Here is a 25486-nt window from a genome sequence, read left to right as displayed (position 1 = left end):
AAACCCCATCGAAGTTGGAATGTGCAGGTTCGTCGTGCCGCGTCACCTAGGTAGTTCGCTCAAATGTTAATCTGCATCCAGGTCCATTGATGGTACAGATGATGGACCGTGCTCCAAACGAAGGTTCGGAGGTCCATCAATGCCACAAGTCTAGAAACGCAGGACGGGACTCATCGCAAATGCGGTGAAGCACGCCGGGTCGAGAGAGAATGCCTACAAGCTGTCTGATCGCGACGGCGTACACCTGCTGCGCCACTTGCTGCAGACTCGCTTTCGTCTTTCAAATTTCAACTTGGCTTCCCAGCTCGATCACCCGGTTTGTTGGTAATTTGAAGAACTCCATTGCACTTTCAGCGTTGCGAACCATCCATGCAAAGAGCTGCTCACGCCAGATGGCCATGCCTGGACGATTGGAAGCGATTAGCGTCTGCCGGGACAGGAAATAGCTGGTATCCATTGCCAGGAACGGCCCGCCCGCCCGTTCTTCATTTGCCAGTTCAGCCGGTATGTTGACCTCGTCCATAAACCCATAATGGAGCACGATGCGATAGAAGCCATAGCCCAGTTCTTCGACATCGCGACGGTCTTTGGATGCCACATGCGGCACACCTTCGGTCAAGACTGTCAGGATCGCAACACGCTCGTGCAGGATATGGTTGTGCTTCAGGTTATGCAGCAACGCCGGAGGAATACCCTCAATAGTCGATGCCAGAAAGACCGAGCTGCCCGACACACGTTTTACCTTTTCCCCGACCGATTTCAGGAACAAATCAATGGGCATGGAATCTTCGTGGAGGCGTTCGCGCATGAGGCGGCGGCCTGTGGCCCAGGTCGTGAGCAGAGTGAAGGCCACGGCAGCAACCAGCAGTGGGAACCAGCCTCCGTCCGGGATCTTCGTCACATTTGAAGCGAAATAGAGACCATCGACGATGAGGAACGCCCCAGTCACCAGCGTCGCCATCAGCGGATGCCATTTCCAGACCGCAAAGGTCAGGATGCCCAGCATGCAGGCCGTGATGAACATCGTACCCGTGACCGCAATGCCATAGGCTGCGGCGAGATTGCTCGAACTCCTGAAGCCTATCACCAGCATGATGACGAGCCCCAGCAGAGCCCAATTGACAAGGGGGACATAGATCTGGCCTGCCGCCTTTGCACTGGTGTGAAGGATCTTGAGGCGGGGCAGAAACCCAAGTTGCACGGCCTGCTGCGATACCGAATAGGCACCCGAGATGACCGCCTGGCTGGCGATGATAGTCGCCATCGTGGCCAGCACAACCAGCGGCAGTCGCGCCCACTCGGGAGCCATGAGAAAGAATGGGTTCTCAACTGCGGCGGGATTGACCAGCAGAAGTGCCGACTGGCCAAGGTAATTGATGATCAGGCACGGGAAGGCCACATAGATCCAGGAGATCATGATCGCCTTGCGCCCGAAGTGCCCCATGTCGGCGTAAAGAGCCTCGGCGCCGGTCACAGCAAGGACGACTGAGCCAAGCGCCAGGAAGGCCAGCCCCGGATCGATCAGAAAGAACTCCAGCGCATAATGCGGACTCAACGCCCAAAGCACTTGGGGTGCCTGGGCGATGTTGACGATCCCCAACACCGCCAAAACGAGGAAATAGACAATGATTACCGGGCCGAACAATTTGCCCACGGCGGCCGTGCCGCGCGACTGGATTGCGAAGAGCCCGACAAGGATGCCGATCGAAAGCGGCAGCACCCAGCGGGCAAACCCTTCATTGACGACAGTCAGTCCTTCGACCGCCGACAGGACCGAAATGGCCGGAGTGATGATCGCATCGCCATAGAACAGGGCGGTAGCAATCACACCCAGCATGGCAATGACCGGACTCCAACGGTTTTGGCCAAGCCTGCGGCCGATCAACGCCAGCAAGGCCAGGCTGCCGCCTTCCCCCTTGTTGTCCGCGCGCAGGATGACAAATACATATTTAAGCGTGACGATCAGCATCATCGTCCAGAAGATCAGCGACAACACGCCAAAGATATGAGCCCGGTCCACGGCCAGCGGATGATGGCCGATGAAGCTCTCCTTCAAAGCATAGAGTGGCGAAGTGCCGATATCGCCAAAAACTACGCCGATGGCGCCGATGGCCAGCGCCGTAAGGCTCTCATTATGGGCATGCTGCCCCTCTGCTTCGCTCATGATTGCGGGCCTAAACACCCGCGCGCGAAATCACCACGAGCTTTATGGAATCTTTATGCCCAGAGCCAAATTCCCCGTAGAACCTTAACGCCCTGAAGGTCCACATGAGTGACCGCATCTGCAATGCGGGAACAGTTCAATGTCTGGAACTTTCGATCGGCTACGCAAAGGGGAACACGGGTGGACGACTGAAGTCGCGCTTCGTCTCGGCGGATTGGCCTCACTCGGCACCTGCTATCGTGCGGCTTTGTGGGCGCACAGCCTGATCGCCACGCCATCACTCCATCAGGCCACACGCAGTGAATTTGCAGTGTGTTTCGCGGTTGTCCTTTCGCTGACATGCGGCCTTTCGCTGACTTTCGTGGGGTCCGGCCTGTTCCGCCACGTCCCCATCCCTGAGCACAGCGCCTATTTCCCGAGGAAGGGATCTCTATGACTGACGTCACCTGGCTTGCCGTTTTGGCGGGGCTTTTTCTCATTACGCTGGCGTTCGTACGCCTGTGTGAAAAAGCCTGAGGAGGCACCGATGAGCCTCTCGCTTCTGTTGGCCGGCCTCACGGCTGTCGGCCTGCTTGTCTATCTTGTTGCCGTTCTCATTCGGCCCGAGCGGTTCTGAGGCCAGCACTTTTCAAAGGAATATGCCATGACCCCCCAGGGATGGACGCTGATCCTTGTATTCACCGCGCTTGTCTTGGCGCTCGCGAGGCCTATGGGCATTTGGCTTTTTGCGCTGTACGAAGGGCGAAGCACACCACTTCACCGGGTGCTCGGCCCGGTCGAACGCGGATTTTACCGCCTTGCGGGGATCAATCCAGAGGATGAACAAAGCTGGCGCGCCTATGCCTTGCACATGCTGCTGTTCCAGTTGGTGCTGGCGCTGTTCACTTATGCCGTGCTCCGGTTGCAGGCCGTCTTGCCGCTCAACCCCCGGGAGCTTCCTGGCCTGGGTAGCGACGGTGCACTGAATACGGCGGTCAGTTTCACAACCAACACCAACTGGCAGTGGTATTCAGGCGAGGTCGCGCTGTCGAATTTCAGCCAGATGTTCGGCCTCACCATCCACAATTTCCTCTCGGCCGCGACCGGCATTGCCATCGCCTTTGCCCTGTTCCGCGGCTTTGCCCGGCGCGAGGTCGGGACCATCGGCAATTTCTGGGCCGATTGCACCCGCGTCACGCTCTATCTGCTGCTGCCGATCTGCATCGTTTATACGCTGTTCCTCGTCGCCAGTGGAGTGCCTCAGACTTTGGCCTCCAGCGTCGATGCAACGACGCTTGAGGGCGTCAAGCAGACCATCATCATGGGTCCGATCGCCAGCCAGGAGGCGATCAAGATGCTCGGCACCAATGGCGGCGGCTTCCTCAACGCCAACTCTGCCCATCCCTTCGAGAATCCTACGGCGCTCACCAACCTTGTCCAGATGCTGTCAATCTTTGCGATCGGTTCAGGCCTCACCTGGTGCTTCGGCAAGGCAGTAGGCAATACCCGTCAGGGCTGGGCAATCCTCGCAGCAATGATGGTTCTGTTCCTCGCCGGCGCTGGCGTGACCTATTGGCAGGAAGCGGTGGGCAATCCCGTCCTTCATAACCTTGGCGTCGCGGGCGGAAACATGGAAGGCAAGGAAGTCCGCTTCGGCATCGCCGCCAGCGCCCTGTTCTCGGTCGTGACGACGGCCGCCTCGTGCGGTGCGGTCAACGCCATGCATGACAGCTTCACGGCGCTGGGCGGTATGATCCCGCTGTTCAATATCCAACTCGGCGAAGTCGTGGTCGGCGGCGTCGGTGCAGGTATCTATGGCTTCCTGCTGTTCGCGCTGTTGGCCGTGTTCATCGCCGGGCTGATGGTCGGTCGGACGCCCGAATATGTCGGCAAGAAGATCGAGGCGAAGGAGGTCAAGTTGGCTGTCCTCGCCATTGCAGTCCTGCCGCTGTGCATCCTGGGCTTTACGGCAGTCAGCGCAGTTCTTCCCGCCGGGCTGGCCGGACCGCTCAACAAGGGACCGCACGGGTTCACTGAGATGATATATGCCTTCTCCTCCGGCACCGGGAACAATGGCTCGGCTTTTGCTGGCCTCACCGCTGGAACACCCTTCTATAACGGCCTTTTATCGGTTGCGATGTGGATTGGGCGCTTCTTCATGATCGTTCCCGCGCTCGCCATAGCCGGAAGCCTGGCGGCCAAGAAGTACACCCCCGAAACCGCCGGTTCATTCCCGACGACGGGTCCCTTGTGGGTAGGCCTCCTGATCGGGATCATCCTGATCGTTGGCGGGCTCACCTTCCTCCCCAGCCTCGCGCTTGGTCCGATAGCTGATCATCTCGCGATGACCTCCGGCCAACTGTTCTGACGGGACAAAAATCATGACCGCTCCCTCTTCCATGTTCTCAGCCAAGTTGGTGATTCCCGCGATGGGCGATGCCTTTCGCAAGCTTGGTCCGCGTCAGCTGTTGAAGAACCCCGTGCTCTTCACGACGGCAGTTGTCTCGCTCTTGCTGACAGTACTTCTGGTCATCGGCAATGAGCCGCTGCCCATTGGTTTCCAGGCCCAGCTTATCCTCTGGCTGTGGCTGACCGTGTTGTTCGGCACTTTTGCCGAAGCGCTGGCCGAGGGGCGTGGCCGGGCCCAAGCGGCTTCTTTGCGGGCTACCAAGTCCGATCTCGTGGCGCGGCTTCCGGACGGGCGGACCGTGCCCGCAGCACAGCTCAAGCGGGGAGATCACGTTCGGGTCGATACCGGCGATATCATTCCGGCCGATGGCGAGGTGATCGAGGGTGTCGCCTCGGTCAACGAAGCCGCGATTACTGGCGAATCCGCGCCCGTGATCCGCGAGGCGGGCGGCGACCGGTCGGCGGTTACAGCGGGCACGCGGGTCATCTCGGACTCGATCCTGGTTCGCGTAACGCAGGAACCGGGGCAAGGATTTCTGGACCGGATGATCGCGCTGGTCGAAGGCGCGGAACGTCAGAAAACACCGAACGAGATCGCGCTTACGATCCTGTTAGTCGGCCTCACCATTATCTTCCTGATCGCGGTGTCCACCATTCCCGCCTTTGCCACCTATGCGGGCGGCCAAATCCCTGTCGCCATCCTGGCGGCGCTGCTCATCACGCTCATTCCGACGACCATCGCGGCGTTGCTCTCGGCAATCGGTATTGCGGGGATGGACCGGCTGGTGCGCTTCAACGTGCTGGCCAAGTCGGGCCGCGCCGTTGAGGCTGCCGGCGATGTCGATGTGCTCCTGCTGGACAAAACTGGGACGATCACCATCGGCGACAGGCAAGCGAGTGAATTTCGTCCTGTCGGCGGCATGCAGGTGGGCACTCTGGCGCAAGCCGCACTGCTTGCCAGTCTGGCAGATGAGACGCCCGAAGGGCGTTCTATCGTCGTACTTGCCCGCGAGAAGTTCGGCATCACTTTGCGTGAGCTTCCCACGAATGCCGAAATCATCCCGTTCACCGCTCAGACCCGGATCTCGGGTGTCAGGACCGAGGCAGGCCTTGTCCAGAAGGGGGCGGTAGATGCTGTCCTGAAGGCCAATCCCGAAGCCGCATCGAGCTCCGCCGCTTCAGAACTGCGCCGGATTTCCGAGGAGATAGCCCGCTCTGGGCAGACCCCGCTCGCCGTGGCGCAGGACGGAAGATTGCTAGGTGTTATTGCGCTGAAGGATGTGATCAAGGCCGGTGTCCGCGAACGCTTCACCGAACTGCGTCGCATGGGGATCCGCACAGTCATGATCACCGGCGATAATCCGCTAACAGCAGCCTCGATCGCGGCCGAAGCGGGCGTCGATGATTTCCTTGCCGAGGCGACGCCTGAGGACAAGTTGGCGCTGATCCGCAAGGAGCAGCAGGGCGGGAAGCTGGTCGCGATGTGTGGCGACGGCACGAACGACGCCCCAGCCTTGGCTCAGGCGGATGTCGGTGTCGCGATGAACACCGGCACGCAGGCTGCGCGTGAGGCGGGCAACATGGTCGATCTCGACAGCGATCCGACCAAGCTCATCGAGATCGTGGGCTTGGGCAAGCAATTGCTGATGACGCGCGGTGCGCTCACCACTTTTTCGGTGGCGAACGACGTGGCCAAGTATTTCGCCATCATTCCGGCCATGTTCGTCGTGCTTTATCCGGAACTCGGTATACTCAATGTGATGAAGTTGGCGTCGCCCGAAAGCGCGATCCTGTCGGCGATCATCTTCAATGCGCTGATTATCCCCGCGCTGGTGCCGTTGGCCCTCAAGGGCGTGGCGTACAAGCCGATGGGGGCTGGGCCGCTGCTCGCACGCAATCTGGCGGTCTATGGCCTGGGCGGCCTTGTCGCGCCGTTCATAGGCATAAAGCTCATCGACCTTGCGGTCGCCGGACTCAACCTCGCCTGAGGAATGAAAAAATGACCAAAGATATTTTCTCCGCTCTGCGTCCTGCGCTGGTCCTGACGGCGCTCTTTGCGCTCCTGTTGGGCGTTGTCTATCCACTGACTTTGACCGGCATGTCCCAAATGCTGTTCCCGCGACAGGCCAACGGCAGCCTGATCAAGCGAGACGGCCATGTTATCGGCTCTGCGCTCATCGGTCAGGGCTTCACGGGCGAGCGATATTTCCATCCGCGTCCTTCAGCGGCGGGCAAGGGATACGACGCTGCGGCATCGGGAGGGTCGAACCTCGGGCCAACAAGCCAGGTTCTCGTCAATCGTGTCACGGCCGATACCGCCGCGCTCAAGTCCTCACCAGCGGTCATCGTTCCACCGGACCTGGTGACAACCTCCGCCTCCGGACTGGACCCTCATGTCACCCCCCAAGCGGCCTATTTCCAGGCAGCACGTGTGGCTCAGGCGCGCGGGTTGAACGAGGCGGCGGTGCGGCGGCTCGTTGCGGATTACACGGAAGGGGTTATTCTCGGTTTCATCGGTGAACCCCGCGTCAATGTCCTCGAACTCAACCTTGCTCTCGACAGACAGGCCCCGGCGCGCGCAAATGCTGCGCGATGAACGATCAACGCCCCGACCCTGACGCTCTGCTCAGAGCTGCCGCCCGGGAGGGCAAGGGCCGCCTCAAGGTTTTCCTTGGGGCGGCGCCGGGTGTCGGCAAGACTTTCGAGATGCTCACAGATGGCGCGGCACGCCGCGATGCCGGCATCGACGTTGTCATCGGAGTCGTCGAAACGCACGGTCGCCGTGAGACCGAGGCAAAGGTTCACGGATTCGAAATTATTCCCCGCAAGCTGATACAATATCAGGGCCATGCGCTGGAGGAAATGGACATCGACGCGATCCTCGCGCGAAAGCCAGGCTTGGTTCTGGTTGATGAACTGGCCCACACCAATGCGGCTGGTAGCCGCCACGACAAACGCTACCAGGATGTGGAGGAGCTGCTGGAAGCCGGCATCGATGTCTATTCCACACTCAACATTCAGCATCTGGAAAGCCTGAACGACTTGGTTGCATCGTTCACGCAAGTGCGGGTGCGGGAGACCCTACCGGACCGGGTGATCGAGAATGCAGACCTTGAAGTTGTCGACATTCTGCCAGACGAACTGATTGAACGCCTGCGAGAAGGCAAGGTCTATGTTCCCGATGAGGCTTCACGAGCACTCGGGCACTTCTTTTCCAAATCGAACCTGTCAGCACTGCGGGAGCTGGCGCTGCGCCGAGCGGCACAGGCGGTCGATGCACAGATGCTTGACTATATGCGCGCGAACGCGGTGGACGGCATATGGGCGGTTGGTGACCGGCTCGTGGTCGCCATCAGCGAGCAACCGGGCGCGATCGAACTGGTTCGCGCGGCCAAGCGCTTGGCGGATGCCTTGCGCGCTCCTTGGACCACTGTCCATATCGAAACGCCGCGCAGCAGTGTGTTCGACAATGCCGAGAACACGCAACTTGCCGAAACAATGCACCTCGCTGCCCAGCTTGGCGCAAACGTGGCGACCGTTCCTGCTGAATCCGTGCTGAACGGCCTCAAACGATTTGCCGCTGACGCCCGCGCGACTCAGCTCATTGTGGGCAAATCGATGCGTTCGCGTTGGTTTGAGCTACGCCACGGATCCATTGTGGATCGGCTTGTGCGCGAAACGCCAGGTCTTGCTGTCCATGTGGTGCCCCTGGAAGCGCAGTCTTCACGAGCATCTTCGCGCCGTGAAGCGCAGACGAACCCTTGGGGAAGCGTGGGTGGTTACGTCGTGTCGCTGGGTTTGACCGCACTGATCACGGTCCTTGGCATGGCTATCTTCGCGCGCGGTAACATTGCAAATATCGGACTGTTGTTTCTTATACCCGTGATGGTCGCGGCGACACGGTTCGGCCTGCGCACCGGGATTGTGACAGGTCTGGCTTCGTCGCTGGCTTACAACTTCTTTTTCATTCCGCCGACCCACACCTTCACGATCGAAGATCCGCAGAACATCATCACCGTTCTAGTCCTGCTGGGAGTAGCGATCGTCGGGAGCCAGTTAACGGCGCGGGTGCGAGAACAAGCCCTGCTGGCGCAGGCCAGCTCAGCCCAGAACAGTTCGCTCGCAGGCTTTGCACGCCAACTGACCGGCATCAGTTCGACGGATGAACTGGCCAATGTGCTCTGCGTCGAGATCGGTCGGTTGCTGGAAGGCAACACCATTCTCCTCATTCCCGACCAGGACAGTCTCAGTGTGCGGGCATCATCACCGCCCGGTAACACGCTCGAAATGCTCGACGATGCGGCGGCCCGCTGGACGTTAGACAACAACAAACCCGCAGGGCGCGGTTCCGACACTTTGACAGCGTCGGAATGGCTTTTCTATCCGGTGGGATCCGCAGGCAAGGTACTTGCGGTGTTCGGTCTTGCGCGATCCGATGCCCGCCCTCCGATCAGGTCCGACCAGATGCCGCTGTTGCTCAGCCTGCTCGATCAGGCCGGCCTGGCACTTGGGCGCATCGCGCTGGAGGGAGAAATGTCCAGTCTGGCCCATGTACAGGAGCGGGACCGGCTGAGGCATGCTCTTTTGTCGTCGGTCAGCCATGATCTGCGCACGCCGTTGACCACCATCCTGGGTTCACTCAAGGAAATCAGGGCCGCCTCGCCGGAGCAAGAGCACCAGCTCTTGGCAACGCGGTCCGAGGCAGAACGTCTGCATCGGTTTGTTGCAAACCTCCTCGATATGGTCCGCATCGAAGCAGGTGCGCTGCATCAATCCATCGAACCGGTCGACCTTGCCGATGCCGTCGCTAGTGCAGTGCAAGATCTTAACGCCGTTCTCCGCGATCGCCCCTTAACGATTGACTTGCCGGAAGACCTGCCGTTCGTGCTGGTCGATCCCCAATTGTTTCACCACTGCCTGATCAACCTGATCGAAAACGCTGCCAAATACGGAGCCCCCGGCGCTTCCATCAGGATTGTCGCGCGGCGTATCGGCAATGATCTGACATTGTCGGTGGAGGATGAAGGCCCTGGAATCCCGGAGGGACAGGAACGACGCATTTTCGAGACATTCACGCGTGTCGAAGGGTCCGATCGAAAAGGCGGGACCGGGCTGGGTTTGGCCATCGTCAAAGGCTTCGCCGAAGCCATGGGTTTGGACGTAGGGGCCGCCAACAGACCCGATGCCAAGGGTGCAACATTTTCCATCCGGTTCGGGCCAGCACACATCAGGGAGTTGCCGGAAGAATGAGGAATCCCGTGACAGTTCTTGTGGTCGATGATGAACCGGCAATCCGGCGCCTTCTTCATGCGAGTCTGACGCGCGCGGATTACCGGGTGGTGGAAGCGGGATCGGCGCGCGATACCCTTTCGGCAATCCAGATCGACAAGCCCGAAGTTGTCCTTCTCGATCTTGGTTTGCCCGACCGCGATGGGCTCGAGCTGATTCCGATCATCAAGGCTGCCGGAGCGGCGGTCATTGTTGTTTCGGCGCGCGACGCCACCGAACAGAAGGTCGCTGCCCTCGACTTGGGTGCGGACGATTATGTGTCAAAGCCTTTCGACAGCGAGGAAGTCCTGGCACGCATCCGCGCCGCGATGCGACACCGACTTTCCAGTGAGACAGACAGTCCGATAGTAAGCTGTGGCGACATTGAGATCGATCTTGTTGCACGTCTTGTGCGCAAGGGCGGCGTCGAGGTGCATTTGACGCCAAAGGAATATGGCTTGCTTGCCGAGCTAGCGAAAAGCGCCGGACGGGTCGTCACCCACACACATTTATTGAAATCGGTGTGGGGTCCAGGCCATGAAACGGATGTAGAATATCTGCGTGTCGCCGCGCGTGGAATTCGTCGCAAGCTCGAAGATGATCCATCTCAGCCTGCGTTGCTTCGCAATGAGCCTGGCGTAGGCTACAGGATGCAAATCGGATCGCAGAGTAGTTAGGAGCAGCAAATCGCAAGAAACGGGCAGGTTCTATCACATCAGCGCTGGGGCGCTCGCCATCTACCTGAGCGCAGATGCTATGCATGCTCCCGAAAATTTATCCTAACGGAAGGCGGTTTCCGAGGGGCAGGTTTCAGGCTTGAAAGGGTGGCGGCTTCCGTCATCCGCACCGGCCCGTAGAGCTGGCTCTATCACCTTACACAGCTGAATATGTTGCACACCGAATCAGGAGCGGGTGTGATATCGGGTCCTGCTCTGAGAAGCGAACCCATTTTGAATTTTAATCTGATGGACCGTTTGATGGAACTCATCGGACCATAACTGAAATTAAATAATAATATCAATTTACTAAGTCGATAATTTGTGTGGCGTTGAGCTTGGTGAACGCCCCTAATCCGGACGAACCGAATGTGGGGGCGGCGGTGCTTTCAACTCCATCCCCGTCCACCGCGCCGCGAACGCGTAATAGTCCGCATATTCACTGATGAGCTTGTCGGTCGGCTTGCCCGATCCGTGCCCGGCGCGTGTTTCGATGCGGATGAGATGGGGCTTGGGACCGATCCGCGCGGCCTGCAGGGCGGCGGTATATTTGAAGCTGTGCCCCGGCACCACGCGGTCGTCGGTATCGGCGGTCGATACCAATATGGCCGGATAGTCAGTGCCGCTATGAATGTTGTGATAGGGAGAATAGGCCAGCAGCCGCCGGAAATCCTCTTCCCGGTCTGGGTAGCCATAATCGTCGACCCAATAGCGCCCCGCCGTGAACTGATCGAAGCGCAGCATGTCCATTACGCCCACGGCAGGGAGGGCCGCGGCGAACAGGTCAGGCCGCTGGTTCACCACGGCACCTACCAGCAGGCCGCCATTGGATCGCCCCTCGATTGCCAACTGCCCACTTCCGGTATAGCCATTGGCCATCAGATACTCGCCCGCCGCGATGAAATCGTCGAACACGTTTTGCTTGTTGGCGAGCCGCCCGCCGTCGTGCCATTCTTTGCCATATTCGCCGCCGCCGCGCAGATTGGCGACCGCCAGTACGCCGCCCTGCTCCACCCATGCAAGCTTCGCCGCCGAAAAAGCGGGCGTCACCGGAATGTTGAAGCCACCATAGCCATAGAGAAGTGTCGGCGCGGCCTTGGCGCTTATCGCGAGATCCTTGCGCCGCACGATGAACATCGGAACCTGTGTCCCGTCCTTCGAGGGATAGAAGATCTGCTGCGTCAGATAATCATCGGGATCGAAAGCGAGTTTGGGCTGCGCGAACAGGCTGATGCGGTTGGTCGCGGTGTCGTAGCGGTAGACGGTTGAGGGTGTGGTATAGCTCGAAAAGCTAAAAAAGGTCTCCGGGTCGCCCGCCTTTCCTCCGAACCCCGCCGCCGTCCCGATATCGGGCAGCGGTACGTCGCCCACCCAGCGGCCGTCGCTTTCCACCAGTACGGCCACCGTACGGGCATCACTCATGTATGCGAGGATGATGCGGTCACCGACCATCGATCCCGCCGCCAGCGTGTCGGGCCGCTCGGGCACGATTTCCACCGGCGCCCGGCGCGGCTTGGCCGCGTCCAGTGTTACCATCCGTCCGCGCGGCGCACCCTTGTCGGTCACGAACCACAGCCGGTTACCCCGCCCGCCGACCAGTTTCCAGTCATGCTCCAACCCGCGCACGAGCGTGCGTGGTTTCCAGCGCGGATTGGCCCAATCGAGGCGGGTCAGGTCGACGACGGTCAACTCAAACCGCTCATCTGTCCCCTCCGACGAGGTGATAACCAGCCATGCTCCATCGTCCGTGACTTCGGCGCTGTGGCCCAGCTTCGGGCGCGAGGACGTGGCATAAACCAGCCGGTCGGCGCTCTGGTCCGTGCCGATGCGATGATACCAGATGGCCTGATTCTCGTTGGGCGACTGAAACGCCTTGTCACGCGGCGGGGCAGGGAAACGGGAATAGAAAAAGCCCAGCCCCTGCGCATCCCAGGCCAGACGCGAGAATTTGACCCATTCGATCCGGTCGGACAGCGTCCTCCCGCTCGTGACGTCAATCACCTGCAAGGTGCGCCAGTCGCTCCCGCCCTCCTGCACGGCATAGACGAGAAATGCGCCATCGGGCGATGGCTCCCACTCCGCCAGCGCGGTCGCGCCGTCCTTCGACAAGCTATTGGGATCGAGCAGCAGGCGCTGAGCGCCTTTCAGCCCATCCCGCACATAAAGTGGGGACTGGTTCTGCAATCCGCTGTTATAGCTGTAGAAGTAGCGGCTTCCGCCCTTACGTGGCGTTGAATAGCGGCCATAATCGTAGAGCTGCTTCATCCGCTGCTGAAAAATGTTCCGGCCCGGCAGCCCGGCCAGATAGGCATCTGTCACGCGGTTCTGTTCGCGAACCCAGGCGGCGACGTCGCTGTCGACCCGCACGTCATTTTCGAGCCAGCGATAGGGGTCTGCCACCGCCACGCCGAATTTCTGTTCGACCAAGTCGACCGCGCGCGTCGTGGGGTAGGCAAGTGGCATCGGTGGGGCGCTCCGGGTGGCGATGGACGCGGTCTGGGGAAGAAGCGAAACATCGCCATCGGGCGCGCCAAATGCCGGGACAGCGGCTGCTGCGAGAGCAACGACCATCAGGCCGGACAGCGCCCTCAAGCCCGCCGCCATCATCGGCCATGGATCAGCAATCTTGCGCATCACGCTCCGTGTGCCACCTCTGCGACACGGGTGGTCGATACGGTATAAAGCGTTCTGGCCCGGTGAAAAGAGCAAAGAAAAGGGCCGCCCGTCCCTGACCGGCGGCCCCTGTTCTAACGATCTCCCGGCGGAACCGGGTGGCCCGTCGATCGATCAGGCGGCTTCGAGCTCGTCCGCGTCGTAAGACTGGACCGGACCGCTGTCCTGACCCTTTGCATCCACGTCACGGTCGACCAGCTCGATCACCGCCATCGGCGCCGCGTCCGAAGCGCGGAAGCCAGCCTTGATCACGCGCGTGTAGCCGCCGTTGCGATCCTTGTAGCGTTCCGCCAGCACATCGAACAGCTTCGTGAGCTGCGCGTCGTCGAGCAGACGGGCGTGCGCCAGACGGCGATTCGACAGGCCGCCCTTCTTGGCGAGGGTGATCAGCTTTTCGACATAGGGGCGAAGCTCCTTTGCCTTGGCAACGCCGGTGGTGATCTGCTCATGCTTGATGAGCGACGCGGCAAGGTTGCGCAGCAGGGCGTTACGGTGCCCGGTCGAGCGCTGCAGCTTACGATGTCCAACGCGATGACGCATATTCTTTACTCCGTTCGAAAAGGGTCCGTATCAGGTAACCCAGTGCAGGCGGTGGTTCAGGGGACCGCCCAACCCCTTTTGTATGCCAGCGCAGGCTGGCATCTCAGGCCCAAGAGAAAGTCACACGAGACCCCAGCTTTCGCTGGGGCGACGCGCACTTAGCCCATCAGCTCCTGTTCGAGCTTCTTGGCCATCTCTTCGATGTTCTCAGGCGGCCAGCCGGGGATGTCCATGCCGAGACGCAGACCCATGGACGAGAGCACTTCCTTGATCTCGTTCAGTGACTTGCGGCCGAAGTTCGGCGTACGGAGCATCTCGGCCTCGGTCTTCTGGACCAGGTCGCCGATGTAAATGATGTTGTCGTTCTTGAGGCAGTTCGCGCTGCGCACCGACAGTTCCAGCTCGTCCACCTTCTTGAGAAGGTAACGGTTGATCAGGTTGCTGTTGGTATCGCTCTCGCTTGCGGGGGCTGCGCCTCCGCCCGCCGTGGCGGGGGTCGGAGCGGCCAGCGCGTCCTCGAAGTGGACGAACAGCTGGAGCTGGTCCTGAAGAATGCGTGCGGCATAAGCCACGGCATCTTCCGGCGTGATCGTGCCATCGGTGTCGATGGTCAGCGACAGCTTGTCATAATCCAGTTCCTGGCCGACGCGGGTGTTGTCCACCTTGTAGGCGACCTGACGCACCGGCGAATACAGCGCATCGACCGGAATCAGCCCGATCGGCGCATCGGCGGGGCGGTTTGCGACCGCGGGAACATAGCCCTTCCCGGTGTCGGCAGTCAGCTCCATGTTAAGCGTTGCGCCTTCATCGAGATGGCAGATAATGAGATCCGGGTTCATCACCTGGATATCACCGCTCACCACAATGTCGCCCGCCTTTACTTCGGCAGGTCCCGTGGCGGACAGCTGGAGACGCTTCGGGCCTTCGCCCTCCATCTTCAGCGCGATCTGCTTCACGTTGAGGACGATGTCCGTGACATCTTCCCGCACGCCCGCCAGCGATGAGAACTCATGCAGGACATTCTCGATCTTGATCGAGGTGACCGCCGCGCCCTGCAGCGAGGACAGCAGCACGCGGCGCAGCGCGTTACCCAGCGTCAGACCAAAGCCCCGCTCCAGCGGTTCGGCGACGAAGGTGGCCTTGCGCTTGGCATCGCCGCCGGACTTGATTTCCAGGCTGCTGGGCTTCTTCAATTCCTGCCAGTTCTTCATGTTGACAGTCATGTATTTCCCCTGGGAATTGGGCGGGGGCGTTCTGCGTATGTCAGAAAACAACCCCGGCCGATGCAAATGACGAAGCGACGCGTCCGCCGCCCCGGTAACGTGTTGGGTGCGTTAAACGCGACGACGCTTGGACGGGCGCACGCCGTTGTGCGGGATTGGCGTCACGTCGCGGATCGACGTGATGGTGAAACCCACCGCCTGCAGCGCGCGCAGAGCCGATTCGCGGCCCGAACCCGGACCCTTGACTTCGACTTCCAGCGTACGGACGCCATGCTCGGCCGCCTTGCGGCCTGCGTCCTCGGCACATACCTGCGCAGCATAAGGGGTCGACTTGCGCGATCCCTTGAAGCCCATCGTGCCAGCGGAGGACCAGCTGATCGCATTGCCCTGCGCGTCGGTGATCGTGATCATGGTGTTGTTGAAGCTGGCGTTCACATGCGCGACGCCGGCCGAGATGTTCTTGCGCTCACGCCGTTTAATGCGCTGAGGTTCCCGTGCCATATCTTTAGTCCTACTTCCAAACTGGTGATGCCGGAGGCTGTGCCCAAGGAGAGCGCCATCCGGCGGAGAAAAAGGCGAAAACGTTCCTAGAACGTTTTCTTACTTCTTCTTGCCGGCAATCGGCTTGGCCTTGCCCTTGCGGGTGCGCGCATTGGTGTGCGTGCGCTGGCCACGAACCGGCAGGCCCTTACGGTGACGCAGCCCGCGATAGCAGGCGAGGTCCATCAGGCGCTTGATGTTCATCGCCGTTTCGCGACGCAGGTCGCCTTCGACCGTGTAGGTTGCGTCAATGGCTTCGCGGATCTGCAGCACTTCGGCGTCGGACAGGTCCTGCACGCGGCGGCCCTGATCGATGCCCAGCTGGTTGGCGATGTCGACGGCGGTCTTGCGACCAATACCATGGATATAGGTGAGCGCGATGATAACGCGCTTGTTGGTCGGGATGTTGACGCCCGCAATACGTGCCATGTAAAATCTACTCCTGCTCCACAGGGTGCGTGGCTGCGCCCCCCATCTCAACGCGTCGGTCAGCCGGATTCCGTTTGCCTGAGCGGCGGACAATCTGGCGGCAACACACAAGTTTCCGTCCACAAAAAGCGCGGCAGACGCCAGAAGGCGCGCCGATCACCAAGCGTGTTGGAAGCGACGGTCCTTACTGATTCGCCCCGATGCTGTCAAGCAGCGGTTCGGGCCGCCTGTCGGACTTTCCAGCGATCGCAATCCGTAATAATTAACCTTGTGTTTGCTCTGTTAGTGCAGAAAGAGAACGGGGTCCGTCCGTCGGTTCTGGCGCGCGGTGGAGGGTGTTAATGGCAAAAACGGCTATCCTGGTCGTAGACGACAGCGTCACGATCCGGGCGATGATGGAAGTCCTGCTGGAACGTGATACCAGCCTCGAGGTCGTGGGCGTCGCCCGCGACGCGGACGAAGCCTTTGCGCTGATCGCGGAAACCGATCCGGACGTCATCACGCTCGACATCGCCATGCCCGGAACGGATGGCATGCAGATCCTGCGCAAGATCATGTCGACCCAGCCCCGCCCCGTCATCATGCTGTCCAGCCTGATGCGCGAGGGCAGCGAACTGCGGGAAACCGCCACGGCGATCGGTGCGGCAGGGTGCTTCAACAAGAACCATATCCTGCGCGATGCCGATACCCTCATCGCCATGATCAAGGATGTGGCGTTCCGGCGCGGCCACCGCCCGGTTTGACGAGACCAAGCTAAATTACTCTAAAAGTTAACAAAGATTCGGTCCATCTTGGATTAAAACCGTTCCAGCGCTCTACGCCGGACGAGCTGCGCTATGCTTGTTAAGGTTAAGTTCCTCACCCCGGTCGGACTTTTCAGTCGAGTTTGACGGCCTGGAGAGTTACGTCGTGCAAAGTGGAGCTGACGCCCTTGATTGCGCCCGATGACAACTCCATTTTGCTTGTGCTGCCCGTTCCGATCTATCGCACGCCCCGAGGGCTTTTTCTCGAGCGGCAAGCGTGTAATGGCCTGAGTCTGTGGCTGAGAAATTTCGCGCGGGTGACAACCTTCAACCCTATGGTCGAAGTGACTGTCCCTCCTGAAAACTGCGGACCGATCGATTCCATTGGCGGCCGGGATAGGCTGGTGGTCGAGCATCTTCCGTCCGCCTGGTCGCCTCTCGCCTTCGCCCGGTCGCTGGTCCCGACAGCCCGTCGGCTGCGTCGGGCGATTGACGGGTCACAGCATCTGCAATTCGCGATCGGGGGCCTGTGGGGGGACTGGGGCGCGGTGAGCACATTGCTGGCACGGCGCGCAGGGCGCAGTGCCGCCGTCTGGACCGACCGGGTTGAATCCGATGTCACGCGCTTTCACGCCGGCCGCTCGCGCGGGCTGCGCAGAATATATTGGGCGGCAACCGCGTGGGTGATGGGCAATTACGAGCGCTTTATCATCCGCCGATCGTCCATGGGGCTATTCCACGGCATGGACACCTATCGTGCCTATTCCCCCTTCAGCTCCGCGCCGCGGCTGGTGCACAATATCCATCTCAGCGAAAAAGACCGGATTTCCGGACCGGAACTTGAGCAAAAGCTGGGGCAGCATCCCAAAGCCGATGTGCGTATCCTCTATGCAGGCCGGGTTCATTCTGAGAAGGGCGTTTTCGACTGGATCGACGCCCTTGCCCTGCTGCGCGACATGGGTTTGAAATTCACCGCCTGCTGGTATGGCGATGGGCCGGATCTGGCCGAGGCACGGACCCAAATCGCGCGGCACGCATTGGGTGATCGCGTTACCATGCCCGGTACGTTATCCGATCGGGATGCCCTGTTACGCCAGTTGCGGGAAGCCGATATCTTTCTTTTCTGTCACAAAACCCGGGAGTCGCCACGCTGCCTGATCGAGGCGTTGCTCAGCGGCACACCGATCATCGGTTATGACAGCCCTTATCCAGCCGACCTGATTTCACGCTTCGGTGGAGGTGTATTAACGCGGGAAGATCCGCACGCCCTTGCTCATGCCGTGGCGGACGCGGCTGCATCCAGCAGCACTCTTCAGGATCTGCAACGCAATGCGGCGCGCGATGGTCACGATCTTACGGCTGAAGCGGTCTTTCATCACCGCGCCATGCTCATTAAGTCGATCGAAGGTGGGCGCTGTTGACCCCGGCCTGACGATGGCCGGGTGATCCACAACGACCGGCTCGCCGTCAGCCCAGAATGGCGTTGATCGCCACGGTCACGTCATCCATGTCTGCCATCCCGTCCACGCGCGACACAATGCCCCGCGCTTCGTAGATCGGCAGGACCGGAGCGGTTTTCGCACGATATTCGGCCATGCGGGTGCGCACGGTTTCTTCATTGTCGTCAGCGCGCCGCTTGAATTCGGTGCTGCCACACTTGTCACATGTCCCCTGCGCTTTGGGCAGCTTAAAAACATCGTGATAGCCTTCGCCACAGCTCGCGCAGGTGAAACGCCCGGTGATCCGTTCGACGAGCGCGTCCTCATTCACCTCCAGCTCGATCACATGGTCAAGCGTGCGACCCCGCTCGCTCAACAGACTGTCGAGCGAATGCGCCTGCGCCTCGGTGCGCGGATAGCCATCGAAGATTACACCGGTAGACGCGGGCAGAGCATCCAGTGCCTCGCCGATGATGCCCGACACGATCTCGTCGGAGACCAGGGCACCCGCCTCCATAACCGCCTTGGCCTTCAGACCGGTGGGCGTGCCTTCCTTCACGGCGGCACGCAGCATGTCTCCGGTCGACAGCTGCACCATACCCCGGCTATCCACGAGCCGCGTAGCCTGCGTGCCCTTGCCCGCACCCGGCGGTCCCAACAAGATGATGTTCATATCCGTCCCCTGATAAAGCGCGCTCGGGTGCAGCGAGTCAGCGCATGCGGCCCTTGAGTTTTGCCTTCTTGATAAGATCGCCATATTGATGGGCGAGCAAGTGGCTCTGGATCTGCGTCACGGTATCGACCGTGACGTTGACGACGATCAGCAGACTCGTGCCGCCCAGATAGAAGGGGATTCCTGCCCGCGCGATCAGGAATTCCGGGATAAGGCAGATCAGCGCCAGATAGGCCGCGCCGATGACCGTGATCCGGGTAAGCACATAATCCAGATAGTTCTCGGTGTTCTTGCCGGGACGGATGCCCGGAATGAAGCCGCCATTGCGCTTCAGGTTCTCGGCCGTTTCTTCCGGGTTGAACACCAACGCGGTGTAGAAGAAGCAGAAGAATACAATGCCGAAGCCATAGAGCGCCATATATACGGGGCTGCCGTGGCTCAGCCACTGGTTGAGTTCCAACACGAAATCGCCCCAGCGGCTTTCACCCGCAACCTGATCGCCCGCGAACTTCGAAACGGTGAGCGGCATAAGCAGCAGCGAGGAAGCGAAGATCGGTGGGATGACACCCGCCGTATTGACCTTAAGCGGGAGATGACTGCGATCCGCCTGCATCAGGCCCTGACGGGTCTGGCGCTTGGGATACTGGATCAGCACCCGGCGCTGTGCGCGCTCCATGAAGCAGATGAAGGCGATCAGGCCAAAGCCGACCACTACCACGGTCACGATCAGCAGCCCGGAGATCGAGCCTTCCCGGCCCGATTCGAACAGGTTCGACAGCGTCACCGGCAACTGGGCGACAATGCCCGCCATGATGATGAGCGACGTGCCGTTGCCGATCCCGCGCGACGTGATCTGCTCACCCAGCCACATCAGGAACATGGTACCGCCGATCAGCGAGATGACCGCGACCAAACGGAACAGCATGCCCGGTTCGACCACCGCCTGCATCCCCGCGCTCGCCCCGAAGGTTTCGAGGCCCACGGCAATGAAATAGCCCTGCACCGCCGTAAGGCCCACTGTGCCATAGCGGGTGTACTGGTTGAGCTTCTTGCGCCCGCTCTCGCCTTCCTTCTTGATGGCGGCAAGCGTCGGCGACAGCGAGGCAGCAAGCTGCACCACGATCGACGCGGTGATATAGGGCATGACGCCCAGCGCAATGAGGCTCATGCGCTGGAGCGAACCACCGGAGAAGGTGTTGAAGATATCGAGCACGCCGCCCTGGGTCTGCTTGTACAGCTGCGCGAGGACAGTGGGATCCACGCCCGGTAGCGGCACGAAACTCAGAAAGCGGAACACGATGAGCACACCAAAGGTGAACCACATGCGCTTCTTGAGTTCGGTGGCCTGGCCGAACTTGGCGAGGCTCAGATTCGATGCGAGCTGATCGGCTCTCGATGCCATGCTGTAGATATCCTCGATCGCTGCGCTCACGCCAGAGGACGGACCGCAAAATTCCCTTACCGTGCAGATCGCCGCCGTCCAACCCCAAATGAGCGGCCCGGCCCCGTACGCTCATCCCCATGTGGGGCAGCGCGCTCGTCGTGCAACGGTAAAAATGCGAAAACCCCGCCACCCTGAACGGGTCCGCGGGGTTTTCAAACTGTCAGATGCGATGCATCAGGCCTTGGCGGACTTCGCCGCCTTATCGGCGATCCGGGCCGCGCGCGCGACACCCTTCTTCGCCTTGGCCTTTTCCGCGGCGGGTACGACAACCAGGACGTCAACCTTGCCGCCTGCCTTTTCGACGGCTTCGATGGCGCCCTTCGACGCACCGGCGACGGAGAAGCTCAGCTTCGCGCTCAGCTCGCCCTTGCCGAGCAGACGGACGCCGTCCTTGCCGCCACGGACCAGACCGGCAGCCGCAAGCGCCGCCTGATCAAGCGTGGCGCTCTTGTCGAGCTTGCCAGCGTCAATAGCCTTCTGGATCATGCCGAGATTGACGATTGCGTAATCCTTGGCGAAGATATTGTTGAAGCCGCGCTTCGGCAGACGCATGTGGAGCGGCATCTGGCCGCCCTCGAATCCGTTGATCGCAACGCCCGAGCGCGCCTTGGCACCCTTCTGGCCGCGACCGGCGGTCTTGCCCTTGCCCGAGCCGATGCCGCGTCCGACGCGCATACGGCCCTTGCGGGCGCCATCATTATCCTTGATTTCGTTCAGTTTCATAGTGTGCACTCGCTTTCGCTTTGTTCGCGCGAGACCTGAATGCATCGGGCAGTCAGGTCGATGTCCCGGCGAAGGCCGGGACCGTATGCCCCATGGTTTGACGCGCGGGGCACGAAATCCCAGCCAGCGCTGGGACGACGTTTATCGTTCAGTCAATCACCTGCACCAGATGCGGCAGCTTGTGAATGGCGCCACGCACTTCCGGCGTGTCCTGCAATTCCACCACGCGGTGCATCTTGTTAAGACCCAGACCGATCAGCATCTGGCGCTGGGAGGCTGGGCGGCGGATCGGCGAACCGATCTGCTTGATCTTGATTGTTGCCATATCGCTTACTCCGCAATCGCTTCGGCGTCGGCCTGCGCCACTTCGGCCGTGGCACCGCCACGACGCAGCAGGTCGGCAATCTTCTTGCCGCGACGCTGCGCCACCGACTTGGGGCTGGTCTGTTCGGTCAGAGCTTCGAAGGTCGCCCGGATCATGTTGTACGGGTTCGACGTGCCGACCGATTTCGTGACGACGTCCGCCACACCCAGGCTCTCGAACACGGCACGCATCGGACCGCCGGCGATGATGCCCGTACCGGCCGGAGCCGAACGCAGCGTCACATTGCCCGCACCGAAATGGCCACGGCCATCATGGTGCAGCGTGCGGCCTTCCTTCAGCGGAACGCGGACCATCTTCTTTTTGGCCGCCGCAGTCGCCTTGCTGATCGCCTCGGGCACTTCGCGTGCCTTGCCATGGCCAAAGCCGACCCGGCCCTTGCCATCGCCCACCACGACCAGCGCCGCGAAGCCGAAGCGCTTGCCGCCCTTCACCGTCTTGCTGACGCGGTTGATGTGAACGAGCTTTTCGATCAGCTCTTCGCCCTGATCCTCGTCGCGGTTGCCGCCACGGCGATCATCGCGACGGCCACGGCCGCCCCGTTCACCACGGTTACGGTCACCGCCGCCCGCACCGCCGCCACGGCCCCGACGGGGACCACGACCTTCGGTTGCGGGTGCTTCAGCTTCTACCGCTGCCGGAGCACCGGCCTGGGCCTGAATGTCGTTTTCATCAGCCATCATCAGAACTCCAGTCCGCCTTCACGGGCAGCATCGGCCAGCGCCTTCACGCGGCCATGGAAAAGGAAACCGCCACGGTCGAACACGACCTGGGTCACGCCCGCCTTGGTGGCGAGAGCCGCCACACGCTTGCCGACGTCGGCAGCAGCCTCCGAAGTGGCGCCCGCCTTGCCGCGCACGTCCTTGTCCAGCGTCGACGCGGCGGCCACGGTGTGACCGTTCGAATCGTCGATGACCTGGGCATAGATGTGTCGGCCCGACCGGTGGATCGAGAGACGCGGACGGGGGTTCTGCCCGCTGCGTGCCTTGAGGGCGGTGCGAACGCGGCGACGACGCCGCTCGAAGAGAGAGAGTTTCGCCATGGCTTACTTCTTCTTGCCTTCTTTGCGGAAGATGAATTCCCCGCGATATTTGATACCCTTGCCCTTGTAGGGCTCCGGCTTGCGCCAGCGGCGGATTTCGGCGGCGACCTGGCCAACCTTCTGCTTGTCCGTGCCGCTGATCTCGATCGTGGTGTTGTCGGGGGTCTTGATCTCGATCCCCTCCGGCACCGCGAAGTCGACATCATGGCTGTAGCCAAGCTGCAGCTTCAGGTTCTTGCCCTGCGAGTTCGCACGATAGCCCACACCGGTGATTTCCAGCACCTTGGTGAAGCCTTCGCTCACGCCGGTGACGAGGTTCTGCACCAGCGTCCGCTGCATGCCCCAGAAGGCGCGCGCCTGCTTGCTCTCATTGGCGGGCTTCACAAGGATCGCGCCGTCATCGAGCGTGTAGCTGATGTCATCGACCAGCGACATCGCCAGCGAGCCCTTGGGACCCTTGACCGAAAGCTGACCGCCTTCGATGGTTGCGGTGACGCCCGAAGGGATCGCCACAGGTTTCTTGCCAATACGTGACATGGTCAGAATACCTCCGCCAGCACTTCGCCACCGACATTCTGGTCGCGCGCTTCCGCGTCGGACAGAACGCCACGGGGCGTCGATACGATGGTGATGCCCAAGCCATTGCGCACTACCGGCAGTTCCTTGGAACCGGAGTAGACGCGGCGGCCGGGCTTGGACACGCGCGCCACATGCTTAATGGCGGGCTGCCCTTCGAAATATTTGAGTTCAATGCGCAGGCCGGGGTGCTTGCCCAGCGTCTCTTCGCTGTAGCCACGGATGTAGCCTTCGCGCTGAAGCACGTCGAGTACGCGGGCGCGCAGCTTGGACGCGGGGGAAACCACGCTGTCCTTGCGTGCCTGCTGGCCGTTGCGGATACGGGTGAGCATATCACCCAGCGGATCGGTCAATGCCATAATCTATCCTTACCAGCTCGACTTGGTGACGCCGGGGATCAAGCCCTTGTTGGCGAGATCACGCAGCTGAATGCGGCACAGCCGGAACTTGCGATAATACGCGCGCGGACGCCCGGTCAGCTCGCACCGGTTACGGATGCGGGTCGGGTTACCGTTACGGGGGATCTCCGCCATCTTGAGGCGGGCGATCAGACGCTCGCCATCATCGAGCGAGCTATCCGCCGCAATCGCTTTCAGCTTCGCATATTTGCTGGAATACTTCTTCACCAGCTTCTTGCGACGCTCATTCTTGTTGATGGAACTCAGTTTCGCCATGACTTAAGTTCTCTTCCTTTTCCTAAACGGGGAAAGCAGGGGCGCTTACGCGGCCTGCTTCTGCTCCTCGGCCGGGAACGGGAAACCGAACAGGCGCAGCAATTCGCGGGCCTCTTCGTCCGTGTTCGCGGTGGTGGTTACGATAATGTCCATGCCGCGCACCTTTTCGATGCGGTCATAGTTGATTTCCGGAAAGATGATCTGTTCCTTGATGCCAAAGGCATAGTTGCCACGGCCATCGAAGGACTTCGGATTCAGCCCACGGAAATCGCGGATGCGGGGCATGGCGATCGTCACCATGCGGTCCAGAAATTCGTACATGCGTTCGCGGCGCAGAGTGACCTTCACACCGATCGGCATGCCTTCGCGCAGCTTGAACTGGGCGATCGACTTCTTGGCTTTCGTGATAACGGGCTTCTGGCCCGCGATCAGTTCCATTTCTTCGGCCGCCGCAGTGACCTTCTTCTTGTCCTGCGTCGCTTCGCCCACACCCATGTTCAGCACGATCTTTTCGATACGCGGAACCTGCATGAGGTTGGTGTAGCCGAACTTCTCGGTCATCGCCTTGGTGATCGTCTCGTCATAGAGCGACCGCATGCGCGGGATATATTTGTCAGCCATCGATAGCCTCCCCGGACTTTACGGCCACGCGGACCTTCTTGCCGTCGCGCTCTTCGAAACGGACGCGGGTGGCCTTGCCATCCTTGCCCGCGAACGCGACGTTGGAGATGTGCAGCGGCGCAGGCTTGCGATCGATGCCACCCTGTGGGTTCGCCTGATCGGGCTTGCGGTGACGCGCATGAACGTTGATGCCTTCGACCAGCACCTTGTCTTCCTTCGGGAAGACCTGGACGACAGAACCGGTGCGGCCCTTGTCCTTGCCGGCGAGCACGACGACCGTGTCACCCTTCTTGATACGTGCAGCGCTCATTACAGCACCTCCGGCGCAAGGCTGATGATCTTCATGTGCTTCTTGGCACGCAGTTCGCGGACCACTGGGCCAAAGATACGGGTGCCGATCGGCTCCTCGTTCTTGTTGACCAGCACCGCGGCGTTGCCGTCGAAGCGAATGACCGAGCCATCGGCGCGGCGCACTTCCTTGCGGGTGCGGACGATGACGGCACGATGCACGTCACCCTTCTTCACTCGGCCGCGCGGAGTGGCTTCCTTGACGGAGACGACGATGATGTCGCCCACGCCAGCCACACGACGCTTGGAGCCGCCGAGCACCTTGATGCACTGAACGCGCTTGGCGCCGCTGTTGTCGGCCACCTCAAGATTTGACTGCATCTGGATCATGGATCCGGTTCCTTCTCAACTGGCTTTCCGGCATGTGCCGGGAGTTCCGAATGTCTTTAGCCGATCAGGCCGCCGTTTCGGGCGACTTGTGGGTGTCCACCCGCTCGATGACCTTCCAGGTCTTCAGCTTGGAGATCGGTGCGGTCTCCTCGATGCGAACGGTTTCGCCTTCATGGTAGGCATTCGCCTCGTCATGGGCGTGGTACTTCTTCGACCGACGGATGATCTTGCCGTAGAGCGGGTGCTTCACCTTACGCTCCACGCGGACCACGACCGTCTTGTCGCCTTTGTCGGAAACGACCGTTCCCGTAAGCACGCGCTTGGGCATCGTGTCTTCCCTTCTTACTTCGCGGCCGAGCGTGCGCGCTCGGTCTGCAATGTCTTGATCTGCGCGATGGAACGGCGCACTTCCCGCACCCGGCTCGGCTTTTCCAGCTGGTTGGTCGCGGCCTGAAAGCGCAGGTTGAACTGCTCGCGCTTCAGGTTGCCCAGCTCGGTGCTCAGCTCGTCGTCGGACTTGGTCTTGAGATCAGCGATGTCAGCCATGGCG

At 60.8% G+C, this 25486-nt stretch carries 28 protein-coding genes; 8 read left to right on the top strand and 20 right to left on the bottom strand.

Going from position 1 to position 25486, the window contains the following annotated elements:
• Positions 1–280: 280 nt before the first annotated feature.
• Positions 281–2164, bottom strand: a complete 1884-nt coding sequence (locus FHS92_RS13860; protein ID WP_184081339.1) for a potassium transporter Kup — start codon at positions 2162–2164, stop codon at positions 281–283.
• 526 nt (positions 2165–2690) lie between these two features.
• Here FHS92_RS13860 and kdpF point away from each other — a divergent pair.
• The 6 genes from kdpF to FHS92_RS13830 are packed head-to-tail and all read left to right on the top strand — an operon-like array spanning position 2691 to position 10497.
• Positions 2691–2780, top strand: a complete 90-nt coding sequence (gene kdpF / locus FHS92_RS13855; RefSeq protein WP_184081338.1) for a K(+)-transporting ATPase subunit F — start codon at positions 2691–2693, stop codon at positions 2778–2780.
• 27 nt (positions 2781–2807) lie between these two features.
• The gene (kdpA, locus tag FHS92_RS13850; RefSeq protein WP_184081337.1) at positions 2808–4511 is read left to right on the top strand and encodes a potassium-transporting ATPase subunit KdpA; all 1704 of its coding nucleotides are present in this window, start codon (positions 2808–2810) and stop codon (positions 4509–4511) included.
• 13 nt (positions 4512–4524) lie between these two features.
• Positions 4525–6540 carry a potassium-transporting ATPase subunit KdpB gene (gene kdpB / locus FHS92_RS13845; RefSeq protein WP_184081336.1) on the top strand — a complete coding sequence of 672 codons (2016 nt, stop codon included), beginning with the start codon at positions 4525–4527 and terminating at the stop codon, positions 6538–6540.
• 11 nt (positions 6541–6551) lie between these two features.
• Positions 6552–7148 (top strand): potassium-transporting ATPase subunit KdpC, encoded by a 597-nt coding sequence (kdpC, locus tag FHS92_RS13840; RefSeq protein ID WP_184081335.1) that lies wholly within the window; start codon positions 6552–6554, stop codon positions 7146–7148.
• Positions 7145–9802, top strand: coding sequence for a sensor histidine kinase (locus FHS92_RS13835; protein ID WP_184081334.1), 2658 nt, complete (start codon positions 7145–7147; stop codon positions 9800–9802). The genes kdpC and FHS92_RS13835 overlap by 4 nt, the downstream gene beginning before the upstream one ends.
• Entirely contained in the window at positions 9799–10497 is a 699-nt protein-coding gene (locus FHS92_RS13830; RefSeq protein ID WP_184081333.1) for a response regulator, read from the top strand. The genes FHS92_RS13835 and FHS92_RS13830 overlap by 4 nt, the downstream gene beginning before the upstream one ends.
• A 390-nt stretch (positions 10498–10887) precedes the next feature.
• On the opposite strand, the gene FHS92_RS13825 is transcribed toward FHS92_RS13830, so the two are convergent.
• The 5 genes from FHS92_RS13825 to rpsM form a co-directional block, all read right to left on the bottom strand.
• The gene (locus FHS92_RS13825) at positions 10888–13170 is read right to left on the bottom strand and encodes a prolyl oligopeptidase family serine peptidase (protein ID WP_246352010.1); all 2283 of its coding nucleotides are present in this window, start codon (positions 13168–13170) and stop codon (positions 10888–10890) included.
• Positions 13171–13323: 153 nt separating this feature from the next.
• On the bottom strand, positions 13324–13749 hold the full coding sequence (gene rplQ / locus FHS92_RS13820) for a 50S ribosomal protein L17 (RefSeq protein ID WP_184081332.1): 426 nt from the start codon (positions 13747–13749) through the stop codon (positions 13324–13326).
• Between the two features lie 158 nt (positions 13750–13907).
• Positions 13908–14972 carry a DNA-directed RNA polymerase subunit alpha gene (locus FHS92_RS13815; RefSeq protein WP_184081331.1) on the bottom strand — a complete coding sequence of 355 codons (1065 nt, stop codon included), beginning with the start codon at positions 14970–14972 and terminating at the stop codon, positions 13908–13910.
• Between the two features lie 111 nt (positions 14973–15083).
• Entirely contained in the window at positions 15084–15473 is a 390-nt protein-coding gene (gene rpsK, locus FHS92_RS13810) for a 30S ribosomal protein S11 (RefSeq protein WP_184081330.1), read from the bottom strand.
• Positions 15474–15572: 99 nt separating this feature from the next.
• Complete coding sequence (gene rpsM, locus FHS92_RS13805) at positions 15573–15941, bottom strand: 30S ribosomal protein S13 (protein ID WP_184081329.1); 369 nt, start codon at positions 15939–15941, stop codon at positions 15573–15575.
• 341 nt (positions 15942–16282) lie between these two features.
• On the opposite strand from rpsM, the gene FHS92_RS13800 reads away from it, so the two are divergent.
• Both FHS92_RS13800 and FHS92_RS13795 read left to right on the top strand, forming a co-directional pair.
• On the top strand, positions 16283–16684 hold the full coding sequence (locus FHS92_RS13800) for a response regulator (RefSeq protein ID WP_184081328.1): 402 nt from the start codon (positions 16283–16285) through the stop codon (positions 16682–16684).
• Between the two features lie 404 nt (positions 16685–17088).
• Positions 17089–18105 carry a glycosyltransferase gene (locus FHS92_RS13795; protein ID WP_343056742.1) on the top strand — a complete coding sequence of 339 codons (1017 nt, stop codon included), beginning with the start codon at positions 17089–17091 and terminating at the stop codon, positions 18103–18105.
• A gap of 46 nt (positions 18106–18151) precedes the next feature.
• Here the strand turns inward: FHS92_RS13795 and FHS92_RS13790 are convergent, their stop codons facing one another.
• The 14 genes from FHS92_RS13790 to rpmC all read right to left on the bottom strand — a co-directional run bounded on the left by FHS92_RS13790 (position 18152) and on the right by rpmC (position 25482).
• On the bottom strand, positions 18152–18796 hold the full coding sequence (locus tag FHS92_RS13790; protein WP_184081326.1) for an adenylate kinase: 645 nt from the start codon (positions 18794–18796) through the stop codon (positions 18152–18154).
• 37 nt (positions 18797–18833) lie between these two features.
• A complete protein-coding gene (secY, locus tag FHS92_RS13785) occupies positions 18834–20198 on the bottom strand; it encodes a preprotein translocase subunit SecY (RefSeq protein ID WP_184081497.1) in 1365 nt (454 codons plus the stop codon).
• 216 nt (positions 20199–20414) lie between these two features.
• Positions 20415–20963 carry a 50S ribosomal protein L15 gene (gene rplO / locus FHS92_RS13780; RefSeq protein WP_184081325.1) on the bottom strand — a complete coding sequence of 183 codons (549 nt, stop codon included), beginning with the start codon at positions 20961–20963 and terminating at the stop codon, positions 20415–20417.
• Between the two features lie 148 nt (positions 20964–21111).
• Positions 21112–21288 (bottom strand): 50S ribosomal protein L30, encoded by a 177-nt coding sequence (rpmD, locus tag FHS92_RS13775; RefSeq protein WP_184081324.1) that lies wholly within the window; start codon positions 21286–21288, stop codon positions 21112–21114.
• 5 nt (positions 21289–21293) lie between these two features.
• The gene (rpsE, locus tag FHS92_RS13770) at positions 21294–22025 is read right to left on the bottom strand and encodes a 30S ribosomal protein S5 (protein ID WP_184081496.1); all 732 of its coding nucleotides are present in this window, start codon (positions 22023–22025) and stop codon (positions 21294–21296) included.
• A gap of 2 nt (positions 22026–22027) precedes the next feature.
• Complete coding sequence (gene rplR, locus FHS92_RS13765; protein WP_184081323.1) at positions 22028–22387, bottom strand: 50S ribosomal protein L18; 360 nt, start codon at positions 22385–22387, stop codon at positions 22028–22030.
• A 3-nt stretch (positions 22388–22390) separates the two neighbouring features.
• Positions 22391–22924, bottom strand: a complete 534-nt coding sequence (gene rplF, locus FHS92_RS13760) for a 50S ribosomal protein L6 (RefSeq protein WP_184081322.1) — start codon at positions 22922–22924, stop codon at positions 22391–22393.
• Between the two features lie 2 nt (positions 22925–22926).
• Positions 22927–23322, bottom strand: coding sequence for a 30S ribosomal protein S8 (gene rpsH / locus FHS92_RS13755; protein WP_184081321.1), 396 nt, complete (start codon positions 23320–23322; stop codon positions 22927–22929).
• Between the two features lie 9 nt (positions 23323–23331).
• Entirely contained in the window at positions 23332–23637 is a 306-nt protein-coding gene (gene rpsN, locus FHS92_RS13750) for a 30S ribosomal protein S14 (RefSeq protein ID WP_184081320.1), read from the bottom strand.
• A gap of 45 nt (positions 23638–23682) precedes the next feature.
• On the bottom strand, positions 23683–24258 hold the full coding sequence (rplE, locus tag FHS92_RS13745) for a 50S ribosomal protein L5 (protein ID WP_184081319.1): 576 nt from the start codon (positions 24256–24258) through the stop codon (positions 23683–23685).
• Entirely contained in the window at positions 24251–24568 is a 318-nt protein-coding gene (gene rplX / locus FHS92_RS13740) for a 50S ribosomal protein L24 (protein WP_184081318.1), read from the bottom strand. The genes rplE and rplX overlap by 8 nt, the downstream gene beginning before the upstream one ends.
• Positions 24568–24936 carry a 50S ribosomal protein L14 gene (gene rplN, locus FHS92_RS13735; protein WP_184081317.1) on the bottom strand — a complete coding sequence of 123 codons (369 nt, stop codon included), beginning with the start codon at positions 24934–24936 and terminating at the stop codon, positions 24568–24570. The genes rplX and rplN overlap by 1 nt, the downstream gene beginning before the upstream one ends.
• 64 nt (positions 24937–25000) lie before the next feature.
• Positions 25001–25264 carry a 30S ribosomal protein S17 gene (gene rpsQ, locus FHS92_RS13730; RefSeq protein ID WP_184081316.1) on the bottom strand — a complete coding sequence of 88 codons (264 nt, stop codon included), beginning with the start codon at positions 25262–25264 and terminating at the stop codon, positions 25001–25003.
• Between the two features lie 14 nt (positions 25265–25278).
• Positions 25279–25482: a 50S ribosomal protein L29 gene (rpmC, locus tag FHS92_RS13725; protein WP_184081315.1), complete on the bottom strand. Its 204-nt coding sequence runs from the start codon at positions 25480–25482 to the stop codon at positions 25279–25281.
• Positions 25483–25486: the final 4 nt, after the last annotated feature.

The sequence above is a fragment of the Sphingobium subterraneum genome, assembly GCF_014199435.1.
Lineage (GTDB): Bacteria > Pseudomonadota > Alphaproteobacteria > Sphingomonadales > Sphingomonadaceae > Sphingobium > Sphingobium subterraneum.
This window is presented reverse-complemented; position numbering and strand designations above follow the sequence as displayed.

Bases quoted from the DNA above. Each gene is read 5' to 3' on its own strand.
- FHS92_RS13790 (WP_184081326.1), bottom strand. From the start codon at position 18,796: ATGAACATCATCTTGTTGGGACCGCCGGGTGCGGGCAAGGGCACGCAG.
- rplO (WP_184081325.1), bottom strand. From the start codon at position 20,963: ATGAAACTGAACGAAATCAAGGATAATGATGGCGCCCGCAAGGGCCGT.
- FHS92_RS13815 (WP_184081331.1), bottom strand. From the start codon at position 14,972: ATGACTGTCAACATGAAGAACTGGCAGGAATTGAAGAAGCCCAGCAGC.
- rplQ (WP_184081332.1), bottom strand. From the start codon at position 13,749: ATGCGTCATCGCGTTGGACATCGTAAGCTGCAGCGCTCGACCGGGCAC.
- rplE (WP_184081319.1), bottom strand. From the start codon at position 24,258: ATGGCTGACAAATATATCCCGCGCATGCGGTCGCTCTATGACGAGACG.
- kdpC (WP_184081335.1), top strand. From the start codon at position 6,552: ATGACCAAAGATATTTTCTCCGCTCTGCGTCCTGCGCTGGTCCTGACG.
- FHS92_RS13835 (WP_184081334.1), top strand. From the start codon at position 7,145: ATGAACGATCAACGCCCCGACCCTGACGCTCTGCTCAGAGCTGCCGCC.
- kdpB (WP_184081336.1), top strand. From the start codon at position 4,525: ATGACCGCTCCCTCTTCCATGTTCTCAGCCAAGTTGGTGATTCCCGCG.
- rplN (WP_184081317.1), bottom strand. From the start codon at position 24,936: ATGATCCAGATGCAGTCAAATCTTGAGGTGGCCGACAACAGCGGCGCC.
- rpsK (WP_184081330.1), bottom strand. From the start codon at position 15,473: ATGGCACGGGAACCTCAGCGCATTAAACGGCGTGAGCGCAAGAACATC.
- rpmD (WP_184081324.1), bottom strand. From the start codon at position 21,288: ATGGCAACAATCAAGATCAAGCAGATCGGTTCGCCGATCCGCCGCCCA.
- rplX (WP_184081318.1), bottom strand. From the start codon at position 24,568: ATGAGCGCTGCACGTATCAAGAAGGGTGACACGGTCGTCGTGCTCGCC.
- FHS92_RS13830 (WP_184081333.1), top strand. From the start codon at position 9,799: ATGAGGAATCCCGTGACAGTTCTTGTGGTCGATGATGAACCGGCAATC.
- rpsE (WP_184081496.1), bottom strand. From the start codon at position 22,025: ATGGCTGATGAAAACGACATTCAGGCCCAGGCCGGTGCTCCGGCAGCG.
- rpsN (WP_184081320.1), bottom strand. From the start codon at position 23,637: ATGGCGAAACTGAGTTCCATCAACAAGAATGAGCGTCGCAAGAAGCTG.
- rpsH (WP_184081321.1), bottom strand. From the start codon at position 23,322: ATGGCATTGACCGATCCGCTGGGTGATATGCTCACCCGTATCCGCAAC.
- secY (WP_184081497.1), bottom strand. From the start codon at position 20,198: ATGGCATCGAGAGCCGATCAGCTCGCATCGAATCTGAGCCTCGCCAAG.
- rpmC (WP_184081315.1), bottom strand. From the start codon at position 25,482: ATGGCTGACATCGCTGATCTCAAGACCAAGTCCGACGACGAGCTGAGC.
- rplF (WP_184081322.1), bottom strand. From the start codon at position 22,924: ATGTCACGTATTGGCAAGAAACCTGTGGCGATCCCTTCGGGCGTCACC.
- rpsQ (WP_184081316.1), bottom strand. From the start codon at position 25,264: ATGCCCAAGCGCGTGCTTACGGGAACGGTCGTTTCCGACAAAGGCGAC.
- rplR (WP_184081323.1), bottom strand. From the start codon at position 22,387: ATGGCGAAACTCTCTCTCTTCGAGCGGCGTCGTCGCCGCGTTCGCACC.
- rpsM (WP_184081329.1), bottom strand. From the start codon at position 15,941: ATGGCACGTATTGCGGGCGTCAACATCCCGACCAACAAGCGCGTTATC.
- kdpF (WP_184081338.1), top strand. From the start codon at position 2,691: ATGAGCCTCTCGCTTCTGTTGGCCGGCCTCACGGCTGTCGGCCTGCTT.
- FHS92_RS13860 (WP_184081339.1), bottom strand. From the start codon at position 2,164: ATGAGCGAAGCAGAGGGGCAGCATGCCCATAATGAGAGCCTTACGGCG.
- FHS92_RS13800 (WP_184081328.1), top strand. From the start codon at position 16,283: ATGGCAAAAACGGCTATCCTGGTCGTAGACGACAGCGTCACGATCCGG.
- FHS92_RS13825 (WP_246352010.1), bottom strand. From the start codon at position 13,170: ATGCGCAAGATTGCTGATCCATGGCCGATGATGGCGGCGGGCTTGAGG.
- kdpA (WP_184081337.1), top strand. From the start codon at position 2,808: ATGACCCCCCAGGGATGGACGCTGATCCTTGTATTCACCGCGCTTGTC.